This window comes from Tenacibaculum sp. Bg11-29 (genome assembly GCF_002836595.1).
Classification (GTDB): Bacteria; Bacteroidota; Bacteroidia; order Flavobacteriales; family Flavobacteriaceae; genus Polaribacter.
Genome location: NZ_PJBB01000003.1, coordinates 2,227,879 through 2,244,426, shown reverse-complemented (window position 1 = coordinate 2,244,426; position 16,548 = coordinate 2,227,879). Strand labels below are relative to the sequence as shown.

Sequence of the window (16,548 nt, the reverse complement as noted above, 5' to 3'; positions counted from 1 at the left end):
AACTTTTAGACATCAATTTATTCTACTGTAATATTACTAAATTTTTATCTATTAATATAGATCCATCCTTTTCTTATTGCTGTTCCATTACCTAAATCAAGTATATAAAAATATGTACCTACTGGTAACTCATCATCTACATTAAAATTAGCACGTCCATTAGAAATACCTTTAAAGACCTTATCATCGTTATTATATCCACTAATTTTAAATACAGTATTACCCCATCTATTGAAAATTTCTATTGTATTATTTTCAAATTTTTCAATACAGTCAATTTTTAATTCATCGTTAACATTATCTCCATTTGGAGTAAACTCATTATAAACAACTACACAAGTATCCAAACTATTTATATTATTTACAGTTAAATAAACAGTTGCTTGGTCACAAACTGGTACTGTAGCATTATCACAAATCTCATAAACAAAACTATCTGGCCCTACATAACCTGTATTTGGTGTGTATGTAAATGTTCCATCTGCATTAATTATTACAACTCCATTAATAGGACCTGTGATTGCTGTTGTATTTATTATTTGATCATCCCCCTCTGGATCTGTATCATTCAATAATAAATCACCTCCTATAATTGTATTTATGTTTCCATTAAATGCATCGTCATTTGCATAGGTATCGTTTAATCCATTATTTGCATTTACATTTATAGTTACAACTGCTGTATCACATAATGATGGACTTCCATTATCACAAATTTCATATTCAAATGTATCTACTCCTATAAAACCTGATGTTGGTGTATAAGTATACGTTCCGTTTGCACCTATTATTACTGTTCCGTTTGTTGGGTTCGTAACTGGTGTAGTATTAATAGTAATTAAATCTCCGTTTGAATCAAAGTCATTTGAGGTTAAATTTCCATTTACCGGAACATCTACTTCTGTTGTTCCTGTATCATTATTCGCTACTGGTGCATCATTTTCATCTGTCCCTATTACTGGCAACACAGTAATTGTTACTGTAGCTGTATCACATGCCTGTGGCGCTCTATCATCACATACTGTATATGTAAAGCTATCATTTCCTACAAAGTCTTTAAATGGTGTATATACATAACTACCGTCTGCATTAATTATTACTACTCCGTTTGTTGGATTTGTATTTGATGTTACAGTTTGACCATCTCCTTCTTTGTCTTCATCATTTGTTAACACATTTCCACTTACTTCAGCACCTGTATAAGTTGTTACAATATCTGCTACTGCTTCAGTCGTGTTTATATTATTTACTGTTAAATAAACAGTTGCTTGATCACAAACTGGTACTGTAGCATTATCACAAATCTCATAAACAAAACTATCTGTCCCTGCATAATCTGTATTTGGTATGTATGTAAATGTTCCATCTGCATTTATCGTTACAACTCCATTAGTAGGACCTGTTACTGCTGTTGTATTTATTATTTGATCATCTCCTTCTGGATCTGTATCATTCAATAATAAATCACCTCCTATAACTGTGTTTATGTTTCCATTAAACGCATCATCATTTGCATAGGTATCGTTTAATCCATTATTTGCATTTACATTTATAGTTACAACTGCTGTATCACATAATGATGGACTTCCATTATCACAAATCTCATATTCAAATGTATCTACTCCTATAAAACCTGATGTTGGTGTATAAGTATACGTTCCGTTTGCATCTATTATTACTGTTCCGTTTGTTGGGTTCGTAACTGGTGTACTATTAATAGTAATTAAATCTCCGTTTGAATCAAAGTCATTTGAGGTTAAATTTCCATTTACCGGAACATCTACTTCTGTTGTTCCTGTATCATTATTCGCTACTGGTGCATCATTTACAGTTGGATCTGTTACTGGTAATACTGTAATTGTTACCATAGCTGTATCACATGCTTGTGGTGTTCCATCATCACATATTGTATACGTAAAACTATCGCTTCCTACAAAATCTTTAAATGGCACATAAACATAACTACCGTCTGCTTTAATTGTTACGATTCCGTTTGTTGGATTTGTATTTGATGTTACTATTTGAGTATCTCCCTCAATATCTTCATCATTTGTTAACACATTTCCAGTTACTACCGCATCTATATAAGTTATTACAATATCTGCTACTGCTTCAGTCGTGTTTATATTATTCACTGTTAAATAAACAGTTGCTTGATCACAAACCGGCACTGCTGCATTATCACAAATCTCATAAATAAAACTATCTGGCCCTACATAATCTGTATTTGAGATATATGTAAATGTTCCATCTGCATTTATCGTTACAACTCCATTAGTAGGACCTGTTACTGCTGTTGTATTTATTATTTGATCATCTCCTTCTGGATCTGTATCATTCAATAATAAATCACCTCCTATAACTGTGTTTATGTTTCCATTAAACGCATCATCATTTGCATAGGTATCGTTTAATCCATTATTTGCATTTACATTTATAGTTACAACTGCTGTATCACATAATGATGGACTTCCATTATCACAAATTTCATATTCAAATGTATCTACTCCTATAAAACCTGATGTTGGTGTATAAGTATACGTTCCATCTGCATTAATTATTACTGTTCCGTTTGTTGGATTCGCAACTGGTGTAGTATTAATAGTAATTAAATCTCCATTTGAATCAAAGTCATTTGATGTTAAATTTCCATTTACTGGAATATCTACTTCTGTTGTTCCTGTGTCATTATTCGCTACTGGTGCATCATTTACAGTTGGATCTGTTACTGGTAATACTGTAATTGTTACTGTAGCGGTATCACATGCCTGTGGTGTCCCATTGTCACATATTGTATACGTGAAACTATCTTCTCCTATAAAACCTGGGTTTGGTGTATATGTATAAGTCCCTGTTGAACTGATAATTACCATTCCATTTGTTGGATCTGTATTTGATGTTACTAATTGACTATTTCCTTCTTTATCTTCATCATTCGTTAACACATTTCCACTTACCGCTATATCTGTATAAGTTGTTATAATATCAGCTATTGCTTCAGTACAATTTTGATTATTAATTGTAATGGTTGAACTTGTTAATGATGTACATCCTGAACCATTAATATCTTTTACTGTAAATGTATAGCTTGTTCCTGCTACTACTGTTACCAGTCCTGTTGCTGAAATATTCGTCGCAGCTATTGATGGTGTAAACTCATAACTATCTCCTGCATCATATCCTGCTATTTGAAAACTTCCTGTTGCTACTGAACATGTCGGTTGTGTTATCGCTCCTATTGTTGGTGGTGCTGGCTTTGGAGTTACTGTTAAGTTTAAAATCTGATCGGCAGTACATCCATCATTGCTGATTGTTACCCCTGCTTGATCTGTTGTATAAACAGTTCCGTTTGCTAACCATGTATACGATTCTCCTGAACAAATTGTTTCAGTGGTTGTTACCGTGCTTGGCTTTGGAGTTACTGTTAAGTTTAAAATCTGATCGGCAGTACATCCATCATTGCTGATTGTTACCCCTGCTTGATCTGTTGTATAAACAGTTCCGTTTGCTAACCATGTATACGATTCTCCTGAACAAATTGTTTCAGTGGTTGTTACCGTTGCTGGCTTTGGAGTTACTGTTAAGTTTAAAATCTGATCGGCAGTACATCCATCATTGCTGATTGTTACCCCTGCTTGATCTGTTGTATAAACAGTTCCGTTTGCTAACCATGTATACGATTCTCCTGAACAAATTGTTTCAGTGGTTGTTACCGTGCTTGGCTTTGGAGTTACTGTTAAGTTTAAAATCTGATCGGCAGTACATCCATCATTGCTGATTGTTACCCCTGCTTGATCTGTTGTATAAACAGTTCCGTTTGCTAACCATGTATACGATTCTCCTGAACAAATTGTTTCAGTGGTTGTTACCGTGCTTGGCTTTGGAGTTACTGTTAAGTTTAAAATCTGATCGGCAGTACATCCATCATTGCTGATTGTTACCCCTGCTTGATCTGTTGTATAAACAGTTCCGTTTGCTAACCATGTATACGATTCTCCTGAACAAATTGTTTCAGTGGTTGTTACCGTTGCTGGCTTTGGAGTTACTGTTAAGTTTAAAATCTGATCGGCAGTACATCCATCATTGCTGATTGTTACCCCTGCTTGATCTGTTGTATAAACAGTTCCGTTTGCTAACCATGTATACGATTCTCCTGAACAAATTGTTTCAGTGGTTGTTACCGTGCTTGGCTTTGGAGTTACTGTTAAGTTTAAAATCTGATCGGCAGTACATCCATCATTGCTGATTGTTACCCCTGCTTGATCTGTTGTATAAACAGTTCCGTTTGCTAACCATGTATACGATTCTCCTGAACAAATTGTTTCAGTGGTTGTTACCGTGCTTGGCTTTGGAGTTACTGTTAAGTTTAAAATCTGATCGGCAGTACATCCATCATTGCTGATTGTTACCCCTGCTTGATCTGTTGTATAAACAGTTCCGTTTGCTAACCATGTATACGATTCTCCTGAACAAATTGTTTCAGTGGTTGTTACCGTGCTTGGCTTTGGAGTTACTGTTAAGTTTAAAATCTGATCGGCAGTACATCCATCATTGCTGATTGTTACCCCTGCTTGATCTGTTGTATAAACAGTTCCGTTTGCTAACCATGTATACGATTCTCCTGAACAAATTGTTTCAGTGGTTGTTACCGTGCTTGGCTTTGGAGTTACTGTTAAGTTTAAAATCTGATCGGCAGTACATCCATCATTGCTGATTGTTACCCCTGCTTGATCTGTTGTATAAACAGTTCCGTTTGCTAACCATGTATACGATTCTCCTGAACAAATTGTTTCAGTGGTTGTTACCGTTCTTGGCTTTGGAGTTACTGTTAAGTTTAAAATCTGATCGGCAGTACATCCATCATTGCTGATTGTTACCCCTGCTTGATCTGTTGTATAAACAGTTCCGTTTGCTAACCATGTATACGATTCTCCTGAACAAATTGTTTCAGTGGTTGTTACCGTGCTTGGCTTTGGAGTTACTGTTAAGTTTAAAATCTGATCGGCAGTACATCCATCATTGCTGATTGTTACCCCTGCTTGATCTGTTGTATAAACAGTTCCGTTTGCTAACCATGTATACGATTCTCCTGAACAAATTGTTTCAGTGGTTGTTACCGTGCTTGGCTTTGGAGTTACTGTTAAGTTTAAAATCTGATCGGCAGTACATCCATCATTGCTGATTGTTACCCCTGCTTGATCTGTTGTATAAACAGTTCCGTTTGCTAACCATGTATACGATTCTCCTGAACAAATTGTTTCAGTGGTTGTTACCGTGCTTGGCTTTGGAGTTACTGTTAAGTTTAAAATCTGATCGGCAGTACATCCATCATTGCTGATTGTTACCCCTGCTTGATCTGTTGTATAAACAGTTCCGTTTGCTAACCATGTATACGATTCTCCTGAACAAATTGTTTCAGTGGTTGTTACCGTGCTTGGCTTTGGAGTTACTGTTAAGTTTAAAATCTGATCGGCAGTACATCCATCATTGCTGATTGTTACCCCTGCTTGATCTGTTGTATAAACAGTTCCGTTTGCTAACCATGTATACGATTCTCCTGAACAAATTGTTTCAGTGGTTGTTACCGTGCTTGGCTTTGGAGTTACTGTTAAGTTTAAAATCTGATCGGCAGTACATCCATCATTGCTGATTGTTACCCCTGCTTGATCTGTTGTATAAACAGTTCCGTTTGCTAACCATGTATACGATTCTCCTGAACAAATTGTTTCAGTGGTTGTTACCGTGCTTGGCTTTGGAGTTACTGTTAAGTTTAAAATCTGATCGGCAGTACATCCATCATTGCTGATTGTTACCCCTGCTTGATCTGTTGTATAAACAGTTCCGTTTGCTAACCATGTATACGATTCTCCTGAACAAATTGTTTCAGTGGTTGTTACCGTGCTTGGCTTTGGAGTTACTGTTAAGTTTAAAATCTGATCGGCAGTACATCCATCATTGCTGATTGTTACCCCTGCTTGATCTGTTGTATAAACAGTTCCGTTTGCTAACCATGTATACGATTCTCCTGAACAAATTGTTTCAGTGGTTGTTACCGTGCTTGGCTTTGGAGTTACTGTTAAGTTTAAAATCTGATCGGCAGTACATCCATCATTGCTGATTGTTACCCCTGCTTGATCTGTTGTATAAACAGTTCCGTTTGCTAACCATGTATACGATTCTCCTGAACAAATTGTTTCAGTGGTTGTTACCGTGCTTGGCTTTGGAGTTACTGTTAAGTTTAAAATCTGATCGGCAGTACATCCATCATTGCTGATTGTTACCCCTGCTTGATCTGTTGTATAAACAGTTCCGTTTGCTAACCATGTATACGATTCTCCTGAACAAATTGTTTCAGTGGTTGTTACCGTGCTTGGCTTTGGAGTTACTGTTAAGTTTAAAATCTGATCGGCAGTACATCCATCATTGCTGATTGTTACCCCTGCTTGATCTGTTGTATAAACAGTTCCGTTTGCTAACCATGTATACGATTCTCCTGAACAAATTGTTTCAGTGGTTGTTACCGTGCTTGGCTTTGGAGTTACTGTTAAGTTTAAAATCTGATCGGCAGTACATCCATCATTGCTGATTGTTACCCCTGCTTGATCTGTTGTATAAACAGTTCCGTTTGCTAACCATGTATACGATTCTCCTGAACAAATTGTTTCAGTGGTTGTTACCGTTGCTGGCTTTGGAGTTACTGTTAAGTTTAAAATCTGATCGGCAGTACATCCATCATTGCTGATTGTTACCCCTGCTTGATCTGTTGTATAAACAGTTCCGTTTGCTAACCATGTATACGATTCTCCTGAACAAATTGTTTCAGTGGTTGTTACCGTGCTTGGCTTTGGAGTTACTGTTAAGTTTAAAATCTGATCGGCAGTACATCCATCATTGCTGATTGTTACCCCTGCTTGATCTGTTGTATAAACAGTTCCGTTTGCTAACCATGTATACGATTCTCCTGAACAAATTGTTTCAGTGGTTGTTACCGTGCTTGGCTTTGGAGTTACTGTTAAGTTTAAAATCTGATCGGCAGTACATCCATCATTGCTGATTGTTACCCCTGCTTGATCTGTTGTATAAACAGTTCCGTTTGCTAACCATGTATACGATTCTCCTGAACAAATTGTTTCAGTGGTTGTTACCGTGCTTGGCTTTGGAGTTACTGTTAAGTTTAAAATCTGATCGGCAGTACATCCATCATTGCTGATTGTTACCCCTGCTTGATCTGTTGTATAAACAGTTCCGTTTGCTAACCATGTATACGATTCTCCTGAACAAATTGTTTCAGTGGTTGTTACCGTGCTTGGCTTTGGAGTTACTGTTAAGTTTAAAATCTGATCGGCAGTACATCCATCATTGCTGATTGTTACCCCTGCTTGATCTGTTGTATAAACAGTTCCGTTTGCTAACCATGTATACGATTCTCCTGAACAAATTGTTTCAGTGGTTGTTACCGTGCTTGGCTTTGGAGTTACTGTTAAGTTTAAAATCTGATCGGCAGTACATCCATCATTGCTGATTGTTACCCCTGCTTGATCTGTTGTATAAACAGTTCCGTTTGCTAACCATGTATACGATTCTCCTGAACAAATTGTTTCAGTGGTTGTTACCGTGCTTGGCTTTGGAGTTACTGTTAAGTTTAAAATCTGATCGGCAGTACATCCATCATTGCTGATTGTTACCCCTGCTTGATCTGTTGTATAAACAGTTCCGTTTGCTAACCATGTATACGATTCTCCTGAACAAATTGTTTCAGTGGTTGTTACCGTGCTTGGCTTTGGAGTTACTGTTAAGTTTAAAATCTGATCGGCAGTACATCCATCATTGCTGATTGTTACCCCTGCTTGATCTGTTGTATAAACAGTTCCGTTTGCTAACCATGTATACGATTCTCCTGAACAAATTGTTTCAGTGGTTGTTACCGTGCTTGGCTTTGGAGTTACTGTTAAGTTTAAAATCTGATCGGCAGTACATCCATCATTGCTGATTGTTACCCCTGCTTGATCTGTTGTATAAACAGTTCCGTTTGCTAACCATGTATACGATTCTCCTGAACAAATTGTTTCAGTGGTTGTTACCGTGCTTGGCTTTGGAGTTACTGTTAAGTTTAAAATCTGATCGGCAGTACATCCATCATTGCTGATTGTTACCCCTGCTTGATCTGTTGTATAAACAGTTCCGTTTGCTAACCATGTATACGATTCTCCTGAACAAATTGTTTCAGTGGTTGTTACCGTGCTTGGCTTTGGAGTTACTGTTAAGTTTAAAATCTGATCGGCAGTACATCCATCATTGCTGATTGTTACCCCTGCTTGATCTGTTGTATAAACAGTTCCGTTTGCTAACCATGTATACGATTCTCCTGAACAAATTGTTTCAGTGGTTGTTACCGTGCTTGGCTTTGGAGTTACTGTTAAGTTTAAAATCTGATCGGCAGTACATCCATCATTGCTGATTGTTACCCCTGCTTGATCTGTTGTATAAACAGTTCCGTTTGCTAACCATGTATACGATTCTCCTGAACAAATTGTTTCAGTGGTTGTTACCGTGCTTGGCTTTGGAGTTACTGTTAAGTTTAAAATCTGATCGGCAGTACATCCATCATTGCTGATTGTTACCCCTGCTTGATCTGTTGTATAAACAGTTCCGTTTGCTAACCATGTATACGATTCTCCTGAACAAATTGTTTCAGTGGTTGTTACCGTGCTTGGCTTTGGAGTTACTGTTAAGTTTAAAATCTGATCGGCAGTACATCCATCATTGCTGATTGTTACCCCTGCTTGATCTGTTGTATAAACAGTTCCGTTTGCTAACCATGTATACGATTCTCCTGAACAAATTGTTTCAGTGGTTGTTACCGTGCTTGGCTTTGGAGTTACTGTTAAGTTTAAAATCTGATCGGCAGTACATCCATCATTGCTGATTGTTACCCCTGCTTGATCTGTTGTATAAACAGTTCCGTTTGCTAACCATGTATACGATTCTCCTGAACAAATTGTTTCAGTGGTTGTTACCGTGCTTGGCTTTGGAGTTACTGTTAAGTTTAAAATCTGATCGGCAGTACATCCATCATTGCTGATTGTTACCCCTGCTTGATCTGTTGTATAAACAGTTCCGTTTGCTAACCATGTATACGATTCTCCTGAACAAATTGTTTCAGTGGTTGTTACCGTGCTTGGCTTTGGAGTTACTGTTAAGTTTAAAATCTGATCGGCAGTACATCCATCATTGCTGATTGTTACCCCTGCTTGATCTGTTGTATAAACAGTTCCGTTTGCTAACCATGTATACGATTCTCCTGAACAAATTGTTTCAGTGGTTGTTACCGTGCTTGGCTTTGGAGTTACTGTTAAGTTTAAAATCTGATCGGCAGTACATCCATCATTGCTGATTGTTACCCCTGCTTGATCTGTTGTATAAACAGTTCCGTTTGCTAACCATGTATACGATTCTCCTGAACAAATTGTTTCAGTGGTTGTTACCGTTGCTGGCTTTGGAGTTACTGTTAAGTTTAAAATCTGATCGGCAGTACATCCATCATTGCTGATTGTTACCCCTGCTTGATCTGTTGTATAAACAGTTCCGTTTGCTAACCATGTATACGATTCTCCTGAACAAATTGTTTCAGTGGTTGTTACCGTGCTTGGCTTTGGAGTTACTGTTAAGTTTAAAATCTGATCGGCAGTACATCCATCATTGCTGATTGTTACCCCTGCTTGATCTGTTGTATAAACAGTTCCGTTTGCTAACCATGTATACGATTCTCCTGAACAAATTGTTTCAGTGGTTGTTACCGTTGCTGGCTTTGGAGTTACTGTTAAGTTTAAAATCTGATCGGCAGTACATCCATCATTGCTGATTGTTACCCCTGCTTGATCTGTTGTATAAACAGTTCCGTTTGCTAACCATGTATACGATTCTCCTGAACAAATTGTTTCAGTGGTTGTTACCGTGCTTGGCTTTGGAGTTACTGTTAAGTTTAAAATCTGATCGGCAGTACATCCATCATTGCTGATTGTTACCCCTGCTTGATCTGTTGTATAAACAGTTCCGTTTGCTAACCATGTATACGATTCTCCTGAACAAATTGTTTCAGTGGTTGTTACCGTGCTTGGCTTTGGAGTTACTGTTAAGTTTAAAATCTGATCGGCAGTACATCCATCATTGCTGATTGTTACCCCTGCTTGATCTGTTGTATAAACAGTTCCGTTTGCTAACCATGTATACGATTCTCCTGAACAAATTGTTTCAGTGGTTGTTACCGTGCTTGGCTTTGGAGTTACTGTTAAGTTTAAAATCTGATCGGCAGTACATCCATCATTGCTGATTGTTACCCCTGCTTGATCTGTTGTATAAACAGTTCCGTTTGCTAACCATGTATACGATTCTCCTGAACAAATTGTTTCAGTGGTTGTTACCGTGCTTGGCTTTGGAGTTACTGTTAAGTTTAAAATCTGATCGGCAGTACATCCATCATTGCTGATTGTTACCCCTGCTTGATCTGTTGTATAAACAGTTCCGTTTGCTAACCATGTATACGATTCTCCTGAACAAATTGTTTCAGTGGTTGTTACCGTGCTTGGCTTTGGAGTTACTGTTAAGTTTAAAATCTGATCGGCAGTACATCCATCATTGCTGATTGTTACCCCTGCTTGATCTGTTGTATAAACAGTTCCGTTTGCTAACCATGTATACGATTCTCCTGAACAAATTGTTTCAGTGGTTGTTACCGTGCTTGGCTTTGGAGTTACTGTTAAGTTTAAAATCTGATCGGCAGTACATCCATCATTGCTGATTGTTACCCCTGCTTGATCTGTTGTATAAACAGTTCCGTTTGCTAACCATGTATACGATTCTCCTGAACAAATTGTTTCAGTGGTTGTTACCGTGCTTGGCTTTGGAGTTACTGTTAAGTTTAAAATCTGATCGGCAGTACATCCATCATTGCTGATTGTTACCCCTGCTTGATCTGTTGTATAAACAGTTCCGTTTGCTAACCATGTATACGATTCTCCTGAACAAATTGTTTCAGTGGTTGTTACCGTTGCTGGCTTTGGAGTTACTGTTAAGTTTAAAATCTGATCGGCAGTACATCCATCATTGCTGATTGTTACCCCTGCTTGATCTGTTGTATAAACAGTTCCGTTTGCTAACCATGTATACGATTCTCCTGAACAAATTGTTTCAGTGGTTGTTACCGTGCTTGGCTTTGGAGTTACTGTTAAGTTTAAAATCTGATCGGCAGTACATCCATCATTGCTGATTGTTACCCCTGCTTGATCTGTTGTATAAACAGTTCCGTTTGCTAACCATGTATACGATTCTCCTGAACAAATTGTTTCAGTGGTTGTTACCGTGCTTGGCTTTGGAGTTACTGTTAAGTTTAAAATCTGATCGGCAGTACATCCATCATTGCTGATTGTTACCCCTGCTTGATCTGTTGTATAAACAGTTCCGTTTGCTAACCATGTATACGATTCTCCTGAACAAATTGTTTCAGTGGTTGTTACCGTGCTTGGCTTTGGAGTTACTGTTAAGTTTAAAATCTGATCGGCAGTACATCCATCATTGCTGATTGTTACCCCTGCTTGATCTGTTGTATAAACAGTTCCGTTTGCTAACCATGTATACGATTCTCCTGAACAAATTGTTTCAGTGGTTGTTACCGTTCTTGGCTTTGGAGTTACTGTTAAGTTTAAAATCTGATCGGCAGTACATCCATCATTGCTGATTGTTACCCCTGCTTGATCTGTTGTATAAACAGTTCCGTTTGCTAACCATGTATACGATTCTCCTGAACAAATTGTTTCAGTGGTTGTTACCGTGCTTGGCTTTGGAGTTACTGTTAAGTTTAAAATCTGATCGGCAGTACATCCATCATTGCTGATTGTTACCCCTGCTTGATCTGTTGTATAAACAGTTCCGTTTGCTAACCATGTATACGATTCTCCTGAACAAATTGTTTCAGTGGTTGTTACCGTTGCTGGCTTTGGAGTTACTGTTAAGTTTAAAATCTGATCGGCAGTACATCCATCATTGCTGATTGTTACCCCTGCTTGATCTGTTGTATAAACAGTTCCGTTTGCTAACCATGTATACGATTCTCCTGAACAAATTGTTTCAGTGGTTGTTACCGTGCTTGGCTTTGGAGTTACTGTTAAGTTTAAAATCTGATCGGCAGTACATCCATCATTGCTGATTGTTACCCCTGCTTGATCTGTTGTATAAACAGTTCCGTTTGCTAACCATGTATACGATTCTCCTGAACAAATTGTTTCAGTGGTTGTTACCGTGCTTGGCTTTGGAGTTACTGTTAAGTTTAAAATCTGATCGGCAGTACATCCATCATTGCTGATTGTTACCCCTGCTTGATCTGTTGTATAAACAGTTCCGTTTGCTAACCATGTATACGATTCTCCTGAACAAATTGTTTCAGTGGTTGTTACCGTGCTTGGCTTTGGAGTTACTGTTAAGTTTAAAATCTGATCGGCAGTACATCCATCATTGCTGATTGTTACCCCTGCTTGATCTGTTGTATAAACAGTTCCGTTTGCTAACCATGTATACGATTCTCCTGAACAAATTGTTTCAGTGGTTGTTACCGTGCTTGGCTTTGGAGTTACTGTTAAGTTTAAAATCTGATCGGCAGTACATCCATCATTGCTGATTGTTACCCCTGCTTGATCTGTTGTATAAACAGTTCCGTTTGCTAACCATGTATACGATTCTCCTGAACAAATTGTTTCAGTGGTTGTTACCGTGCTTGGCTTTGGAGTTACTGTTAAGTTTAAAATCTGATCGGCAGTACATCCATCATTGCTGATTGTTACCCCTGCTTGATCTGTTGTATAAACAGTTCCGTTTGCTAACCATGTATACGATTCTCCTGAACAAATTGTTTCAGTGGTTGTTACCGTGCTTGGCTTTGGAGTTACTGTTAAGTTTAAAATCTGATCGGCAGTACATCCATCATTGCTGATTGTTACCCCTGCTTGATCTGTTGTATAAACAGTTCCGTTTGCTAACCATGTATACGATTCTCCTGAACAAATTGTTTCAGTGGTTGTTACCGTGCTTGGCTTTGGAGTTACTGTTAAGTTTAAAATCTGATCGGCAGTACATCCATCATTGCTGATTGTTACCCCTGCTTGATCTGTTGTATAAACAGTTCCGTTTGCTAACCATGTATACGATTCTCCTGAACAAATTGTTTCAGTGGTTGTTACCGTTGCTGGCTTTGGAGTTACTGTTAAGTTTAAAATCTGATCGGCAGTACATCCATCATTGCTGATTGTTACCCCTGCTTGATCTGTTGTATAAACAGTTCCGTTTGCTAACCATGTATACGATTCTCCTGAACAAATTGTTTCAGTGGTTGTTACCGTGCTTGGCTTTGGAGTTACTGTTAAGTTTAAAATCTGATCGGCAGTACATCCATCATTGCTGATTGTTACCCCTGCTTGATCTGTTGTATAAACAGTTCCGTTTGCTAACCATGTATACGATTCTCCTGAACAAATTGTTTCAGTGGTTGTTACCGTGCTTGGCTTTGGAGTTACTGTTAAGTTTAAAATCTGATCGGCAGTACATCCATCATTGCTGATTGTTACCCCTGCTTGATCTGTTGTATAAACAGTTCCGTTTGCTAACCATGTATACGATTCTCCTGAACAAATTGTTTCAGTGGTTGTTACCGTGCTTGGCTTTGGAGTTACTGTTAAGTTTAAAATCTGATCGGCAGTACATCCATCATTGCTGATTGTTACCCCTGCTTGATCTGTTGTATAAACAGTTCCGTTTGCTAACCATGTATACGATTCTCCTGAACAAATTGTTTCAGTGGTTGTTACCGTGCTTGGCTTTGGAGTTACTGTTAATACGACCGTATCTTCTTGTGGACAACTATTATTTGTTGATGTTACTTCAACCCTATAATTATTTCCTGACAAACTTGTTGTTGCATTTGTAATGACTAAAGAAGCTGTAGATGTTCCACTATATGGAGCTACATTTGTTAAAGGAATAGTACTAGCTCCTAAATACCATTTATATACATAATCTCCTGAAGGAATTGCAATTGTTGTATCGTCTCCTGTTGCTCCAGTTGTTCCAAAATTAGTTATTCTAAGCCCAGTTGGAGTAGCTGTTAATGTTATATTGTTTCCTTCACAAACTGAAGCTGGATCTGGAGTTACAGTAACATTCGAAATCACATCACTAATAATTTCAGTTCCATTAGCTCCATTATAACCTCCAATTCCTCCAGTTACTCGTCCACTACTATCAAAACCTGTTCCATCTAAAACTCCATCTTTAGTTGCATCAGTTCCTCCAGATTCTACTGAATCAGGACATCCGTCATTATCTGAATCTGTATCTAAATAATCAGGTATTCCATCTTTGTCCGTATCTGTACATGAAATTAAATTAGCAGTACCATCTATTGCATCTAATCCACTTCCATTTTGATTTATTACGCTAAAGTTGTTAACTCCTGAAACAAAAGAAATAGTGTTAAAAGAAGAATTATCTGCTGTCTCCATTAACGCTAAACTTACTGAATTAACATTACGAGTTCCATAAATAGAAACTCCTCCTCCTTCATCAACAATAACCCTTATTCTAGGTAAGCCATTATTGTTAGTTACCCAAGGTGTAGCTATAGGAGCATTATCAGATGCAAACCTTATAAAAACCTGACCAACAGTAGCTACTCCTTCTAACTGAAATACATTATTGGTATTCAAGGGACCACCATTAACGAGTATTTCAAAAGAATTATCAACAAAAGCCAAGTCTACAATCGCAGATACAACCCCTTCTTCAGAAAAATTCGTTGTACTACCTCCATTTCCTCCTGTAATATTAAAGCTAGAAGAAGTCCCACATTCTACGGTATCTAAAATTCCATCATTATCATCATCTAAATCACAACCATCAGGAATACTATCACCATCTGCATCTACTGCATCATCGAAACCTTCACATTTGTCATCTTTATTAGGTATTCCATCTCCATCATCATCACATTCACTTCCAGTAATACTTGAATTAGTAGAACTAACATTTATTTGTCCAGTTCCTACTGAAATAGGAATACCAGTCTTATTATCAACACCTCCTATTAATCTACCATTACTATCTATACTAGCTAGTGTTAATCCTGTATTACTACCTTCTAATGCATCATAACATCCATCATTGTCTGAATCAGAATCAAGATAATCTGGTGTACCATCATTATCTGTATCTAATTGTGTGTTACAAAAAGTGAAATTACCTAATGCTAATACTTGATATTGTCCAGCAGATGGAGCTGTTGTTAAGTTTTTATATTTAAGTTCAATTTTTGTTATCCATGCCTGAATACCATTAATTACTACGTTATTATTATTACTAGCAGCTGTACCTGTAAAAGCATTCCCTACAACACTTTGCCCGTTTAATGTGTATTCTGAAGCACTTAATGTGTGCAGCGTACCATCTATTTTTGTTATAACAAACTCAACTTCATCTATAAAAGTAGTACTTCCTGATGCATTATCAAGATCATATATTGTAAAAGCTAAATTATAAATAGGCTCATCAAACTCAAAAATATGTGTTGATTCCCCTCCATTTTCAGCTTTTTGATATAATGTATATGAAGAATTTGTTGTTACCGCATCATTTACCTTAAACTCTTGAGTTGATAACCCTCCATCATCTCTGGTTAGTTTAACTCCCGTACCATTAATAGTTAAATTAGGGTTCGTTAATGGATCTTGACCTGATGCATAGGTAGTAGCTCCTTTGGTATATTCACCATCCCAATTAAGAGTAGAATCACTTGTATTACAAGATATTAATTCATTTACATCTAAGATACCATCGTTATCATCGTCTAAATCACATACATTATTTATCCCATCTCCATCAGAATCTGAAGTAGTAGGATTACCATCCGTACTAGCGTTATCTGTACAAGGACTAAGGGTACATATTTCTATAGAAAAATTATCTATAGTTCCAACATCTCCACCAGCAATATCAAAAACAGTTAACGTCCAATTTCCATTTGGATTTTCCCCTATAAAATTACTTAGTGGGGTTTCTGGCCTAAAAGTACCTGTAAAAGGAGCTACTCCTGAACCGATTGGATTTGCTGCAGAATCATCAAAAATGGTATTCGTATAATTATTACCAGAAGAACCTCTTAAGTTAGAAAGAGAAACAGATGTTCCATTGGGACTTGTTAACCGTATTCTTAAATCTTCATCGTAGCTATGAGTAATATTCAGTGTAACATTTACATCCGTTATTGGGTCTGATATAGAAAAATTAACTGTTTCTGAAGCTAAACTAAAACCATCTGGTATAACTGAATTACTACTCTTAAATCTTGTTGTACAAGTTTGTGCGTATGAAAAACACGTAAATACTGTAAAAAAAAGTAATGCTAAAAATAACCTATTACTACTTAATCTTTTGTTTAATTTAACAAAATTGTAATTTCTCTTCATTTTATTATATATAGTTATAAACCTTATTAAAATAAGGTTCATT

The 16,548-nt window shown here is 37.2% G+C and carries 1 protein-coding gene; it reads right to left on the bottom strand.

All coding sequences use genetic code 11. The features are described 5' to 3' along the window. Positions 1 to 44 precede the first annotated feature (44 nt). Entirely contained in the window at positions 45 to 16,505 is a 16,461-nt protein-coding gene (locus CXF68_RS10250) for an Ig-like domain-containing protein (protein ID WP_198553793.1), read from the bottom strand. Between the last annotated feature and the right edge of the window lie 43 nt (positions 16,506 to 16,548).